Here is a 14,443-nt window from a genome sequence, read left to right on the forward strand (position 1 = left end):
ACGCATGGACCTCCCGCGGCTGCGGCGCGTCTGGAAGCGCGTGTTCTCGCTCGCGTGGCCCGTGATGGCCGAGCAGACGTTCCGCACCGCGATGCGGACGACCGACATCCTGGTCACCGCGCTGTTCTCCCCGGCCGCCGTCGTCGCGATCGGCCTCGCCGACCTGTACGCCCGGTTCCCGCTGCGGATCGGGCTCGGCCTCGGCGGCGGCGCCATCGCGCTCTCCTCGCAGGACACCGGCGCGGGCGCCGCTGAGAACCGCGACGAGGCGGTGACGCAGGCGATCGTACTCGGCGCGCTCGCCGGGATTCCGTTCGTCCTCTTCGGGGTCCTCTTCGGCGAGCTCGCGATCGACGTGTTCGGCCGTCTGGTCGGCGAGGGGACCTCGCCCGCGGTCGTCGACCTCGGGTCGACGTACCTCGCGATCGTGTTCGCGACCGCCCCCGCGCGCCACGTCGCCCTCGTCGGCGCCCGCGCGCTCCAAGGAACCGGCGACACCCGCACGCCGATGTACGTCAACATCGCCGCCAACTCCGTCAACATCGCCGGTTCCGTCGTCCTCGGTCTCGGCCTGTTCGGCTTCCCGCGGCTGGAGGTGTTCGGCGTCGGTCTCGCGACCGCGACCGCGAACGTACTCACTGCCGGGCTGCTCTGTTTCGCCATCTGGGGGTCGTGGACCGACGCCGACTTCGCGTGGCCGCGCGACCTCACCATCGCGAAGCAGCTCCTCGTGGTGAGCGCCCCGCGCGTGCTGGAGGGGTTCGGCTCGGAGATCGCCGAGTTCCCGTTCAACGCGCTCCTCCTCGGCTTCGGCGAGTCGGTCAACGCCGGCTTCCAGATCGGTCGCCGGGTCTACCAGCAGGTGACCGGCCCGCTCTCGCGCGGCTACAACGTCGCGGCGTCGGTCCTCGTCGGCCAGGCGCTCGGCGAGGGCGACCCGGCGGGCGCGCGGTTCGACGGCTGGGCCGTCGCCGGGCTCGGCGTGCTCACGGTCGGAACGATCGGGCTCGGGCTCGTGATCGGCGCGCCGCGGATCGTGCCGATCTTCACCGACGACGCGGCGACGGTCGCGTCCGCGGTCGACTTCGCGCGGGTGTACGGGCTCGCCGGCGCGGCCCTCGCCTGCTTCTCCGCGCTCTCCGGGTCGCTCCAGGGCGCGAGCGAGACCCGGATCCCGCTCGTCGCGCGCGTCTCGGCGATGTTCGGGCTCTTCCTCGGGCTCTCGTGGCTGCTCGGACGCACCGTCGGGCTCGGCCCCACGGGCGCGTACGTCGGCGTGTCCGCGGCCTACGCGTGGATGGCGCTCGTCGTCATCGCCGGCTTCCGCTACTCGGGTTGGGCGACCCGCGCCGCGGACATGATGGACGCGCGCGGGTCCGGCCCGGACGCCGACCCCGACCCGCAATCGGGCGCCGAATCGGACCCCACGCCGGGCGAAAAATCGTCGTAGCCGCCGCGGTCGCCTCCAAACCCGCTCTTACGGCTCGCCGCCGAGCGACTCCTGCTCCGACCCCGCGTCGCCCCTGAGCCGGCGGCGTCGCTTGTCGTAGGCGGCCTCCAGTTTCGCGTTCGTCGCCCGCGAGACGAGGTAACAGTCGGCGTCGCCGTCGTCGCGGGGGTGCGCGCTCGCGACCCAGACGTGGCCGTCGCCGGCCGACAGGTCGTCCGCCCAGCGCTCGGCGGCCGCGCGGCTCTCGAAGGTGTGGCTGGGACCGTCCTCGAAGACGAGCCGTCCCACCTTCGCGTTCCGCTTGCGGGCCGAGGGTTTGATCGCGACGACGACGCTCACACCCGACGATCGACCGCCCTCGAATAAAAACTTCGTCAGACGCCGGCGCGCTCAGTCGTCGGCGACGGCGCTCGGGTCGGCGCCCGCCGCGTCCGCCTCCGCCGCGAGCAGCCGGTCGAGCCCGTCGACCATCCCGACGACGCTCGCGCGGGTGATGTCCGCGTCCGACGCCGAGACGCTCACGGAGCGGTCGCCCCGCGAGAGGTCGACCTCGACTGTGACGACCGCGTCGGTGCCGCCCGTGATCGCGTCGACGTGGTAGGAGTCGAGCTCGAAGGCGACGTCCGCCTCGGCGCCCGCGTCCCCGCCGCGCCCGCCGTCGTCGCCCGCGAGCGCCGCGCGGACCGCTTCGAGGCCGGCGTCGACGGGACCCGCGCCGGTGCCGGAGGCGACGCGCTCGTCCTCGCCGACTCGGAGCCGCACCGAGGCGGTCGGGAGGTTCCCGCCGGAGGTCGCCGAGAGGTCGACGAGCTCCACGTGGCGCTCGCGTTCGCGCCCGCGCACGTCGTCGGCGATCGCGAGCAGGTCGGCGTCGGTGACCCGCTTGCCGCGCTCGCCGAGCTCCTTGACGCGGGCGACGACCTCACGCAGCTCGCCGTCGTCGACCGCCACGTCGTGCTCGGCGAGCGCCGCCTTCACCCCCGCGCGCCCGGCGTGCTTCCCGAGGACGAGCCGGCGCTCCCGGCCGACGGTCTCGGGCGGGTACGGCTCGTACATCGTCCCGTCTTTCAACGTGCCGTCCGTGTGGATTCCCGACTCGTGGGCGAAGGCGTTCGCGCCGCAGACGGCCTTGTTCGGGGGGAGCGCGACGCCGGTCGCCTCTGAAACGGCCCGGCAGAGCCGATAGAGCCGAGATAGCTCGACCGTGTCGACGTCGTACGACTCCCCGAGCGCGATGGCGACCTCCTCGAGCGCGACGTTGCCGGCGCGCTCGCCGACCCCGAGGACGGTGCCGTGGACGGTGTCGGCGCCGGCCTTCAGCCCCGCGTGGACGTTCGTCAGTCCGAACCCGAGGTCGTCGTGGGTGTGGAGGCTCGTCGGGCCGAGGTCGGCGAGCCGCGAGACGACGCGGGCGGTCCGTTCGGGGTCGGCCGCGCCGACCGTGTCGCAGTAGCAGATCCGGTCCGCGCCGGCGTCGAGCCCGGCGCCGAGCAGGCGTTCGAGGTAGTCGAGGTCGGCGCGCGAGCCGTCCTCGCCGAGGACCTCGACCCACAGACCGTGATCCGTCGCGTACTCGACGAGTTCGACGGTCGTCTCGACGACCTCGTCGCGGGTCGACCCCACCTTCGTCTCGACGTGCTTGTCGGAGGCGGGGACGACGAGGTTCACCCCGTCGACGCCGCAGTCGAGCGCGTGGTCCACGTCGGCCCGTACCCCGCGGGCAAAGCTCGTCACGGTCGCGTCGACTCCCTCGTCGGCGACGCGGCTGATCGCCTCGCGCTCGCCCGCCGAGGTACACGCCGAGCCGGCCTCGATCAGGTGGACGCCCGCGGCGTCGAGCTCGCGGGCCACGTCGACCTTCTCGCCGGGGGTCATCGAGACGCCCGGCATCTGTTCGCCGTCGCGCAGGGTGGTGTCGAGTAGCTGTACCTCGTCGAGGTCGGTGAGTGGTGTTCGGGTCAAAAGGGAGTCCGTCGGCTCTGCGGTGGTCTCGGGGTCGGTGCCGCCGCGGGGCGGTCGTGCCCCGGAGTCGTTATCGTCGGAGAATTTCGCGGCCAGCCGCCGCGAGGCGACTTCCTCTATCCTCCGAACGATCGCGAGTGTCTCGCGTCATTCGTACCCGTGCGAACAATGTACACACGTATAAACTGCTGGGTCGCGTCAGGTTTGGCCGAGCGATCCTCGCCGTGACCCGGGGTATCGCTGAGGGATCCTCGGCGCGGGTCGGCGAGAGCGTCACACGCCGGCGGTTTCACACGCGGCCGGCGACAGGATTACGACCCGCCCCCGAGAGCGACGCCCATGGAGCGAGCCGCGATCGACGACGTCGACGTCGTCACGAACCCGATGGGCGTTCACGACATCCGAAAGCCGGTCTCGCGCGCGCTCGGCGCCGACCACGTCGCGATGAACTACTTCGAGCTCGCGCCCGGCGACGCCTTTTCCGGCGGCCTCCACACTCACGGCGATCAGGAGGAGATATTCTACGTGCGCTCGGGCACCGCCACGTTCGAGGTCGGGCGCGAGCGCGAGCGCGTCGAGGTCGGCCCCGACGAGGCGATCCGCTTCGCGCCCGGCGAGTTCCAGTCGGGCTTCGTCCCCGAGGACGCCGACGAGGAGGTGATCGCGTGGGCGATCGGCGCGCCGGGCGCGCGCCACGACTGGGACCAGGTCGAGTCGATCGTCGAGTGTCGTGACTGCGGCGAAGAACGGGTCCACGACACCGAACTCACCGACGAGGGCCGGTTCCGGTTCACCTGTACCGAGTGCGGCACGTCGTTTTCGCCGTGAGGATCGTTTGCGGCGCTCGGTGACCGCCGCCCGCGCCGCCTCAGCCCAGCAGCGACCGGAGCGACCGCCGCCGCGTGCCGCACTCGGCGGCGTAGTCGCAGGTCGAACAGCGGCCGTCGTCGACGCGCGGCGGGGGCCCGTCGATCGACCGCGCCGCGCGGAGCGCCTCGCGATACGCCGCCTTCTTCCGGAGCGTGAGCCGGACCTCGCGGGCGACGCCGACGGCGGGGTACTCGACGAGCGCGCGGTCGACCTCCCGCTCGCGCTCCCACGCGAGCGCCTTCGCGAGCCCGACCGCGCGGACCGCCTGCGGCTCCCACACGCCGTTCTCCGGCGGCTCGCCCGAGGAGACGAGCGTCGGCACGGGCGGCGGCGACGGCTCGGAGCCGCCGGAATCGGTCGGCCCGCCGCCCGGTTCCAGCAGCTTGTGAACGGTGCCGTGGCAGTCCTTCCCCGAGAGGAACCCGCGCTCGCTCGCGGGGTCGACGAGGGCGTCGTAGTCGTCGCGCTCGCGCAGCCGGGACAGGTTCCGACGGTAGGCGGCTGGCGACCGGTGGAGCGGAAGCTGCCGCAACGCGCGGTCCGGGGCGTCGACCAGTTCGTCGTACCGGAAGGCGAGGTCGATGCGCTCGCGCGCCTTTGGCGGGACGGTCCGCTCGTCGTCGCGTCGGACGTAGTACAGCTGTCGGGGGCAGTACGCCGCGCGGGCCAGGTCGCTGAACGGGACGAGGGTCACGCGACGGGCTGGCCGCGGCTTCAGTTATAAATAGAACTGCGGTGGCGCGTGCCTGCGAGGCCGCCTCGCGGCCGAGTAGCACGCGCGAGGGAGTCGGCCGACCGCAGAGAGGCCAACGAGGCTGGGGAGGCGTGAGGCGCGGTTGCGGTTCGGGGCGGGACTCAAAGGGGCAGCCGGGAGCCGGGCGCAGGCGAAGTAAGGACCGCAAGGAGCGAGCGAAGCGAGCGACTGAGGACCGCAGCGAGCGTGCGCCCGGCTCCCGGCTGGGGCTTTGGCGGCGTTCACCGGCGATCCACAGCTGATTGCCTATAAAGAAACGTCCGTCTCGATATCCTCGGTCGCCTCGCGGAGGCCGTCCTCGCGGGCGTCGCTCGCGAGCGATCCCTCGATGTCGGCGTCGGTGAGCAGGTCGCGGAACGCGTCGCGGAAGCGGTCGTTCGCCCGGGTGGAGGCGATGTCCGTCCGCGCGACGGCGGCGTACCGGGCGATCACGTCCGGCGGGGCGTCCAACTCCTCGGCGCACTCGACGATGGAGTTCCCGGCCGCGGTGAGGCGCTTCAGGTCGGCGTACGCGAAGGGCGGGCCGGCGGCGCCCGTCTCCTCACTCGTATGCACTTCCCGGTCCGACTCGCGCACGAGGTGGAGGTCGAGGCGCGCTTTCCGGACGGTCGCGGCGTCGATGTCGTCGGGACCGAATTCGTCGCCTCCGCCCTCCAGTCCGTCGCGCAGGGCCGCGGCGATCGCTTCGTCGCTCTCCTCGAAGCGTCCGCGTGCGACCAGCGCGTAGGCGTCGTCGCCGAGCGGCGTCGAGAAGCCGTACCGCTCGCGCATCGCGGCGACGAGGTCGCGGACCTCCTCGTCGGCCGCCTCGTCGTCGCGGTCGACGAGGGTCCCGCGGTCCGCGTCCTGCCGCTCGGTGACCGTCTCCGAGCCGGTGGCGTCGACGAACAGGTCGCGGAGTTCGGCGGTCTTCTCGTCCATGGGGGCGGTGCTACGCGGGCACGGCTGAAAAGACTCGTGTTGGGTTCGGGCGGCAACGCGGAGCCGCACGGCGCCCGCCGACGCCGCGACGTTCTGAAGTGGCGATTCGAGAGCGTATTCCTTCAGAATGTTGAAAAATAAATGCCCGGGCGCAGTAAGTGGAATTTTCTCCCATAAGCGGGCTTTTTCTCTCAAACAATAAGATTTAATAGAGGTCTTGTTATGTATTACCACGACTGTGCCTAGCAACACAACTGGTAACACGAATCACTTTACTACAGGCACGGACGATCCGTCACCCGCCGAACGGTTCGCTCCCGGTACGTTCTCGATAGCCGGACGCGACCCCGACACCGGAGCGTTCGGCGTCGCGGTCAGCACGGCGCTCGTGGGCGTCGGCGCGCTGTGTCCGTTCGTGAGCGAAAACGCGGCGGTCGCGACCCAATCCTACGTGAAGGTATCGCACGGCCGAAACGCGGTCGAGCTCGCCGACAGGGGCGTCTCAGTGTCCACCGCCTGCGAGACGCTGCTCGAAGACGACCCCCACGACACGTACCGTCAGCTCCACGGGGTGACCGCGGACGACTCGTTCCGGTACACCGGTGCGGACTGCGTCGACTGGGCGGGTGACACCGCCGGGGATGACTACACGGTCGCCGGTAACATGCTCGACGGCGCCGACGTTGTCGAGGAGGTGCGCCGCGGCTACGCGGACGCGGACGGCGAGTTCGCCGACCGACTCATCGCCGCGCTCGAAGCCGGACAGGCGGCCGGCGGCGACAAGCGCGGCAAGATCAGCGCGGCGCTGCTCGTCGCGGCCCCGGAGCCGAAGCTGTACCACAACCTCCGGGTGGACAACAGCGACGCGCCGATCGACGAGCTCCGCGAGGCGTACGATCTCGCCGTCGAGACGGAGGCGGAACTCCCGGCGGTCGCCGAGGATCAGCTCGGGGAGTACCCCGACGCGATCGTCGACTTCGGACTGAAACGCTAGCAACTACCACTCACACACAACAATGCGCGATAACGCTGCGGATACGAACGATAGTATTGACAGGCGACGGTTCCTCGTCGCGACGGGACTGGCGGGCGTCGGAACGACGCTCGCGGGCTGTGCCTCCGGCGGCGACGGCTCCGACGGCTCGAGCGGAGACGGCGGCGACGGCTCCGACGACGCCCCGATCGGACCGACGGGCGAGCCGGAGGAGGGCGGCACGCTCGTCTGGGGCCACAGCGAGGTGACCCAGGAACTCGACATCCACCTCGCACAGACGGCCGCCTCGTCGCGGTTTCTAAACAATGTTCACGAGACGCTGGTCGGGCTGACGAACGAGCTGGAGATCTCCTCCGATCCCGACGTCACCCGCCCGGGCCTCGCGTCCGACTGGTCAATCAACGACGACCGGACGGAGTACACGTTCACGCTCCGCGACGGCGTGACGTTCCACGACGGGTCGGATCTGACCAGCAGCGACGTGCGGTACACGATCGAGCGGATCACGGACCCGGACGTGGGCGCGCGGTACAGCGGCGTGTTCACGTCGGTCGAGTCGGTCGAGACGCCCGACGACTCGACGGTCGTACTCCAGATGAGCGAGCGGTACAATCCGCTCCTCCGGCAGTTGGCGTTCTCCGGGACGGCGATCATCCCGGAGGGATCCGGTCCGGACCAGGCCTCGAACCCGGTCGGAACCGGCCCGTTCGTGTTCGAATCTCGTCAGCAGGGTAACCGGGCCGAGCTGTCGGCGTTCGACGACTACTGGGGAGAGGGCCCGTACGTCGACGCGCTCGAAGAGCGGACGATGACGGACCCCGACACCCGGCTCACCGGGCTGACGGACGGGGATCTCGACTACATCAACGACATCCCGCTCGACGACATGACCGACTACGTGGACGGCGCGAACGACAACGTCCAGACGTCCACGTGGCGACCGCTGGCGTTCAACCACATGTACCTTCACAACGACCGCCCGCCGTTCGACAGCGTCAACTGGCGCCGGGCGATCGACTTCGCGATCGACAAACAGGAGCTGGTGGAGGGGGCCCTCTTCGGACAGGGCACGACGCTCGCGACCCCGAGCTTCCCGAACAGCCCGTACCGGAACGGGGAACTCGAACCTCGACCGCAGGACATCGAGCAGGCGCGGTCGCTCATCGAGGAGTCGGAGTACGGGATGAACGAGTTCGCACCGATCGAGTTCAAGGTGACCACGAACTACCCGTGGCACATCACCGCCGCGACCATCATGGAACAGTCCTTCTCGGAACTCGGCTTGGAGGTCGAAATTCAGGAGCTCCAGTGGGGCGACTGGCTGACGCAGGTCACCGCGAACATGGACTACCGGATGGCGATGGTCAACTGGTTCAGCGGGTGGGAGCCCGCCCAGATGTACCGTGGCCTGTTCCACTCGGAGGGATCGTTCAATTCCTTCGCGTACGCCAGCGACGACTTCGACACCGCCATCGAGAACGCCGAGAGTGCCCCGACGGAGGAGGAGGAGATCGAGTACTACCGCGAGGCGCAGCGCGTCCTCCACGAGGAGGTCCCGTCTCCAATGCTGTGGTTCCGCGACGGCGCGATGGGTGCGAAACCCTCTGTCGGCGCCCTCGACACGGTGCTGGCACCGAACAACAGCGAGGTGAACTTCAGCGCGACGTGGCTTGACGAATGAGGGAGGCCATCGACGCCGACTTCGTTCGCTACGCGGTCCGCCGGATAGGGCTGCTGCTCGTCTCGCTGCTGGGCGTGTCGATCGTCACCTTCGGCATCGTCAACGTGCTCCCCGGTGACGTCGCGCTGTTGATCTTGGGGAACCGAGCGAGCCCCGAGCGGCTGGAGGCGCTCCGACAGAGCCTCGGACTGAACCGTCCGATCTGGATTCGCTACATCGACTGGCTGACCGGCGTGCTGACCGGCGACATGGGTAACTCCCTCCGCTTCGGCGACCCCGTCGCCCGGCTGATCGTCCAGCGCCTCCCGGCGAGCGCGTTCCTCGCCGGCGCCGCGGTCACCATTGCGGTCACCGTCGCGATCCCGCTCGGCGTGATCGCCGGGCGCGCCCGGAACACCTGGAAAGACTTCACGACGAGCGTCGTCGCGTTCACCGGGATCAGTCTCCCGGACTTCTTCTGGGGGCTGGTGCTGATCCTGGTCTTCGCCGAGTTCTTCGCCGTGCTGCCGCCCTCCGGCTACGTGAACCCGGCCGTCGACCCGGTCGCCGGGATCAAACACGTGTTACTGCCGGCGATGTCGCTCGGCTTCGCGCTGATGGCGCACCTCACGCGGATGACGCGCTCCTCGCTTATCGAGGAGCTCAAGGCGGGGTACGTGAAGCTCGCGCAGTCGAAGGGAATTCCGGACCGCGACATCGTGTACCGCCACGCGCTACGGAACGCGTTCCTCCCCGTGTTGACCGTGATCGGGCTCCAGATCGGCTTCCTGTTCAGCGGGATCGTCATCATCGAGCAGGTGTTCGCGTACCCCGGACTAGGCAGGCTCGCGTTCCAGGCGCTGTTGAACCGCGACACCACGCTCATCCAGGGATCCGTGCTGACGATCGCGACGGTGTTCATGCTCAGTAACCTCGTCGTCGACCTCCTGTACGCGGTCTTGGACCCGCGCGTCCAGACCGGGGGTGGCGCCTGATGGCGACACAAAACGCGGCGCGGTGGTTGACCGACGCTCGTCGCCGGAAGATCGGCGAGCTGTTCGACAGGTACCGGTCGAACTCGAAGGCGGTCGCCGGGACGGCGCTGATCGGGCTACTGCTCGCGGTCGGCCTGCTCGGCCCGCTGTTCGTCTCCTTAGAACAGGCCAACGCCCTCAACGTCGCGAACCGCTTTCAGCCGCCGAGCCCCGCGCATCCGATGGGGACCGATCACCTCGGCCGGGACATCCTCCTCCGGATCGTCCTCGGGGCCCGAATCAGCCTGTACATCGGCGGGCTGAGCGTCGGTATCGCCACTGCGGCCGGCGTGCCGCTGGGCGCGGCCGCGGGATACGTCGGCGGCAACGTCGACGACGCGATCATGCGGTCGATGGACGTGCTGATGAGCTTCCCGCCGATTCTGCTGGCGCTCACAGTCGTCGCCGTCCTCGGACCGTCGCTGACGAACGCGATGATCGCGATCGGGATCACGTACATCCCGTACTTCGCCAGGGTCACCCGTAGCGAGGTGGTCTCCGTCGTCGAGGAGGACTTCGTCGAGGCCGCGCGTGCGCTCGGCGAACGGGACAGCCGCGTCCTGTTCGCCGAGGTCCTACCGAACGCCGCCGCGCCGATCATCGTTCAGGCGTCTATCAGCCTCGCGTTCGCCATCCTCGCGGCCGCGGGACTCTCGTTCCTCGGACTCGGCGCCCAGCCGCCACAGCCGTCGTGGGGGCTGATGATCAGGCAGTCCAAACAGTACCTCACGCAGGCCCCGTGGATGGCGGTTTTCCCGGGGCTGGGGATCGCCACGACCGTCCTCGGGTTCAACCTCCTCGGTGACGGGATCCGCGACGTCCTCGATCCGACCGTGAGTACGGAGCTCGGAGCCGACCATGACGAGTGAGAAATCAGCACATCCACGGCAGGTGTCGGCGCCAGCGGCGTCGGCGGAGGGAACAGAGACGAACGATCGGCTGTTGACGGTCGACGGCCTCTCGACCGTGTTCCGCACCGACGAGGGCGTCGTCAACGCGGTCGACGGCGTCGATTTCCACCTCGATCGCGGCGAGATACTCGGGCTTGTCGGCGAGAGCGGCGCGGGAAAGAGCGCGACCGCTCGCTCCGTCCTCCGCCTCATCGACGACCCGGGCGAGATCGTCGACGGGACCGTCGAGTTCGAGGGGACGGACGTCCTCTCGCTCTCGGCCGAGGGCCTCCGACAGTTCCGCGCCTCGAACACCGGGATGGTCTTCCAGGACCCGACCGCGACCCTCAACCCGACGATGACGGTCGGCCGACAGGTCGCGGAGGCGGTCGAAGCGGCGCGGGACCTCTCCCGCGGCGCCGCGCGTCGGGAGGCCGTCGACCTCCTCGACCGAGTCGGCATCCCCGACGCGGAGGCGCGGGCCAACGACTACCCTCACGAGTTCTCCGGCGGACAGAAGCAACGCGTCGTCGTCGCGATCGCGATCGCCTCCGAGCCGGACCTCCTCGTCGCGGACGAGCCGACGACGGCGCTCGACGTGACGATTCAGGCGCAGATCCTCGAACTGCTCGACGATCTCCGCGAAGACCTGGGGATGTCGATACTCTTCATCACCCATGACCTCGGCGTCGTCCGCGAGATCTGCGACCGCGTGGCGGTGATGTACGCCGGCAGCATCGTCGAGTCCGGTCCGGCGGAGCGGCTGTTCACCGATCCGCGCCACCCGTACACCAAGGGGCTACTCGCGAGTATCACGAGCGTCGACGACGCGATCGACCCGGACGACCGCAACCGGCTCGACGTGATCGAGGGACAGATGCCGGACCTGACCGGCTCTGCGACGGGGTGTAAGTACGCGGACCGATGCCCGGGCGCGACCGAGGAGTGTCGCCGGGCGCACCCCGACCTAGAGCCGGTCCCCGACGATCCGGAGCGGTCCGTCGCCTGCTACCGCCACGAGCACGTCGAGGAGATGGAGTACGACTACGAGCACGAGTCGGGCTCGCTGTCTTGGCAGACGGACCGGATCGACGACCGGAGCGACGGCGCGTCCGGGCCGGTGCTCGAGGCGCGGGGACTGACGAAGCACTTCGACACCAGCGGACTGCTCGGCCGTCTCCTCGGGGACCCGGAACCGGTGCGGGCCGTCGACGGCATCGACATCGAGATCGAGGCCGGATCGACGCTGGGCCTGGTCGGCGAGTCCGGGTGCGGCAAGTCGACGGCCGCCCGGACGCTGCTCCGTCTCATCGAGCCCACCGAGGGCTCGGTGACGTATCGCGAGAGCGACGTCACGGCGGCGGGATCGGACGAGCTTCGATCGCTGCGCCGCGACCTCCAGATCGTCTTCCAGGACCCGCAGTCGAGCCTGAACCCCCGACGGACGGTGCGGCAGATCGTCCGCCGGCCAATGGACCTCCACGACATCGACGACCAGGCCGAGCGCTCCGACCGGGTGGCCGAGCTGATCGACTCGGTCGGCCTCGACGAGTCGCACTTGGAGCGCTACCCGCACGAGCTGTCGGGCGGCCAGCAGCAGCGCGTGGGGATCGCGCGTGCGCTGGCGGTGAACCCGGAGGTACTCATCTTGGACGAGCCGGTCAGCGGGCTCGACGTTTCGGTTCAGGCGCAGATCCTGAACCTGCTGGCCGATCTCCAAGACGAGCTGGGACTCGTGTACCTGCTCATCAGTCACGACCTCTCCGTCGTCGAGTACGTCTGCGACCGCGTCGCGGTGATGTACCTCGGTGAGATCGTCGAACACGGCCCCACGGCCGAGGTGTTCGAGCCGCCGTACCACCCCTACACCGAGTCGCTGCTGTCCGCGATCCCCGGGCTGGACGACGGCGAGGACCGAATCTTCCTGGAGGGGAACGTGCCGGACCCCTCGAACGTGCCGTCCGGCTGTCGGTTCCACCCGCGCTGTCCGCGGAAGATCGGCGAGGTCTGCGAACGGGAGGACCCGACCGACCACGAGGTCGACGGCGAGACGATCGGCTGCCACCTCATGCGCGAGGAGTACGCCGACGAGGTCGACTGGAGTTCGCTCGACTGAGCCGGCTCCCCCCTTCCGTCTCCGGCAATGCGAGCCGAGGAACGGGTTCCCTCTCGATCACACCAGCCCGCCCACGGTGAAGACCACGTAGCAGCACGCCACCAGCGCCCCCGAATGGAGCAGCGCGGCGTAGCGCCCGCGCGCCGCGGTGCCGGCGAACCAGCCGGACGCGAGCACGGTCGCCTGCGTGACGACGTACAGCCGGAAGCGCTCCAGCTCGGGGTACACGCCCTCCGGCTCCGTCACGGCCTCCGAGGCGGCCGCGATCTCCGCGAGGCGCGCGGCGTCGACCACCTGCGTGTTCACGACCGCGACGACGCCGGCGACGAGGACCGCGGCGGCCCAGCCGACGGCGATGTACGGCTGCATCGACGAGCGGAGCGCGCGCTGCTCGCTGTACAGCCGCCCGACCTCGATCCGGAGCGTCTCGAAGACGGCGTCGGCGTCGCCGCCCGCGTCGAGCGCGCCCGTGACGAGCCCGAGCGTCCGCGCCGCCAGCGGCGTGTCGACGCGGTCGACGAACCGCTCGATCGCGGCCCCGCGGACGTCGACCGCGGCCGACCCCTCCGCGGAGCCGAACTCCACACCGGCCGCCTCCGCCGGCGCCGTCGTCGCCCGCAGCGCGAACGCGAGGTCGGCCACGTCGTCGTCGAGGACCCCGAGGTCGACGTCGCGCGCGACGGCCGCGACCGCCCCTTCGAGTGGGCGCCCCTGCGCGACGTGCCCGGAGACGGCGTGGACGAAGTCGGCCAGTTCGCGGTCCTTCGCGTCGTCGATGCGAGTGCGTCGCGCCGCAACCAGCCCGACCGGTACCGCGAAGCCGGCGTAGCCGACGAGGACGACGTTGACGAGCGTGTACCCCGCGAACGCGAGCCACGCCGCGAGCCCGACGGCGGGCGCCGCGGCGACGATCGCGGTGCTCGCGGGGTTACGTCCGGCGGTCGCGACGACCGCACGCGGACTCGCCGGGGCCTCGTACCTGACGCGTTGGCTCGGCGGGCGGAGCGTGCCGACCGCGACCGCGGCCGCGAGCCCGAACGCGACCAGGACTGCGACGGCGCCGTACAGCACTACCGCCCGCGTCGGCACCACGCCGACCGGCGTCTCGACCGGCGGGAGCAGCTCGGGGATCACGACCGACAGCGCGGTCGCGCCGATGACGAGGAGCGCCGGCAACACCAGCACCGCGACGAACAGCTCGGTGAGCAGTTCGAGGAACCGGCGGGCGCGCTTCCGGGCGCGGTCCTGCCGGTGCGAGAGCATGCGGCGCTCGGTCGCGAGGAACTCGGAGAGCGCCTCGTCGCCGGCCGCCGCGCGCTTCCGGAACTTCAGCAGGAACGGCGCGAGCAGCTCCCGCGAGGGCGTGTCCCGCGCCACGCGCCGGAGCCCCTCGTCGAGGCTGCCCGCGAGTCGGGCGGCGTTGAGCGCCTTCCGCAGCGAGGTGGCGGTGGCGCCGTACGCGTCGCCGTCGGCCGCCTTCCGGAGCATCGCCCGCGGCTCGTCGCTCCCGGAGGAGAGCAGTTCGAGGTACCGCACCGCCCCGGGGAGCGTGCGTTCGATGTCGGTCCGCCGCGTCGCGGCCACCCATCGGAGGCCGAGCCCGGCGGCCGCCACGGTCGCACGCTTCGCGAGGAGCGCGACGCCGAGGGCGACGAGCAGCGCGGCGTGGTCCGTCCGCAGCGGCCCGACCGAATCGGGCGTCGGCGCGGGCGCCGCTGCCGACCCCGCGGAGAGCAGCGCCGCGCCGAACCGCGCCTCGACCGCGGCCGCGACCGCGGGCGCGGCCCCCGTC

12 protein-coding genes are annotated in these 14,443 nt (G+C 70.5%); 7 read left to right on the forward strand and 5 right to left on the reverse strand.

Annotated features, from left to right (window positions below; all coding sequences use genetic code 11):
• Nucleotides 1-4 precede the first annotated feature (4 nt).
• Nucleotides 5-1,450 (forward strand): MATE family efflux transporter, encoded by a 1,446-nt coding sequence (locus Z052_RS08775; protein WP_094552507.1) that lies wholly within the window; start codon nucleotides 5-7, stop codon nucleotides 1,448-1,450.
• A 27-nt stretch (nucleotides 1,451-1,477) separates the two neighbouring features.
• On the opposite strand, the gene Z052_RS08780 is transcribed toward Z052_RS08775, so the two are convergent.
• Nucleotides 1,478-1,789: a hypothetical protein gene (locus tag Z052_RS08780; RefSeq protein ID WP_049931849.1), complete on the reverse strand. Its 312-nt coding sequence runs from the start codon at nucleotides 1,787-1,789 to the stop codon at nucleotides 1,478-1,480.
• Nucleotides 1,790-1,840: 51 nt separating this feature from the next.
• The gene (locus Z052_RS08785; RefSeq protein WP_176450653.1) at nucleotides 1,841-3,412 is read right to left on the reverse strand and encodes an alpha-isopropylmalate synthase regulatory domain-containing protein; all 1,572 of its coding nucleotides are present in this window, start codon (nucleotides 3,410-3,412) and stop codon (nucleotides 1,841-1,843) included.
• Between the two features lie 339 nt (nucleotides 3,413-3,751).
• Between Z052_RS08785 and Z052_RS08790 the strand changes: the two genes are divergently transcribed.
• Entirely contained in the window at nucleotides 3,752-4,240 is a 489-nt protein-coding gene (locus tag Z052_RS08790; protein WP_094579805.1) for a cupin domain-containing protein, read from the forward strand.
• 40 nt (nucleotides 4,241-4,280) lie between these two features.
• On the opposite strand, the gene Z052_RS08795 is transcribed toward Z052_RS08790, so the two are convergent.
• Together Z052_RS08795 and Z052_RS08800 are read right to left on the reverse strand one after the other, a co-directional pair.
• Nucleotides 4,281-4,976 carry a hypothetical protein gene (locus Z052_RS08795; protein ID WP_094521106.1) on the reverse strand — a complete coding sequence of 232 codons (696 nt, stop codon included), beginning with the start codon at nucleotides 4,974-4,976 and terminating at the stop codon, nucleotides 4,281-4,283.
• 306 nt (nucleotides 4,977-5,282) lie between these two features.
• Nucleotides 5,283-5,957, reverse strand: coding sequence for a hypothetical protein (locus Z052_RS08800; protein WP_094521105.1), 675 nt, complete (start codon nucleotides 5,955-5,957; stop codon nucleotides 5,283-5,285).
• Nucleotides 5,958-6,288: 331 nt separating this feature from the next.
• Between Z052_RS08800 and Z052_RS08805 the strand changes: the two genes are divergently transcribed.
• The 5 genes from Z052_RS08805 to Z052_RS08825 are packed head-to-tail and all read left to right on the forward strand — an operon-like array spanning nucleotide 6,289 to nucleotide 12,651.
• On the forward strand, nucleotides 6,289-6,951 hold the full coding sequence (locus Z052_RS08805; RefSeq protein ID WP_394338210.1) for a DUF1028 domain-containing protein: 663 nt from the start codon (nucleotides 6,289-6,291) through the stop codon (nucleotides 6,949-6,951).
• 22 nt (nucleotides 6,952-6,973) lie between these two features.
• Nucleotides 6,974-8,632 (forward strand): ABC transporter substrate-binding protein, encoded by a 1,659-nt coding sequence (locus tag Z052_RS08810; protein ID WP_241897919.1) that lies wholly within the window; start codon nucleotides 6,974-6,976, stop codon nucleotides 8,630-8,632.
• A complete protein-coding gene (locus tag Z052_RS08815; protein WP_094579806.1) occupies nucleotides 8,629-9,606 on the forward strand; it encodes an ABC transporter permease in 978 nt (325 codons plus the stop codon). The genes Z052_RS08810 and Z052_RS08815 overlap by 4 nt, the downstream gene beginning before the upstream one ends.
• Nucleotides 9,606-10,514 (forward strand): ABC transporter permease, encoded by a 909-nt coding sequence (locus tag Z052_RS08820; RefSeq protein WP_099288970.1) that lies wholly within the window; start codon nucleotides 9,606-9,608, stop codon nucleotides 10,512-10,514. Before Z052_RS08815 ends, Z052_RS08820 begins: the two co-directional genes overlap by 1 nt.
• The gene (locus tag Z052_RS08825) at nucleotides 10,504-12,651 is read left to right on the forward strand and encodes an ABC transporter ATP-binding protein (RefSeq protein WP_099288971.1); all 2,148 of its coding nucleotides are present in this window, start codon (nucleotides 10,504-10,506) and stop codon (nucleotides 12,649-12,651) included. The genes Z052_RS08820 and Z052_RS08825 overlap by 11 nt, the downstream gene beginning before the upstream one ends.
• Nucleotides 12,652-12,708: 57 nt before the next feature.
• On the opposite strand, the gene Z052_RS08830 is transcribed toward Z052_RS08825, so the two are convergent.
• The coding region (locus Z052_RS08830) for a type II secretion system F family protein (RefSeq protein WP_099288972.1) at nucleotides 12,709-14,443 on the reverse strand (1,735 nt) is incomplete at its 5' end.

Source organism: Halorubrum sp. C191, assembly GCF_002727095.1.
Taxonomy (GTDB): domain Archaea; phylum Halobacteriota; class Halobacteria; order Halobacteriales; family Haloferacaceae; genus Halorubrum; species Halorubrum ezzemoulense.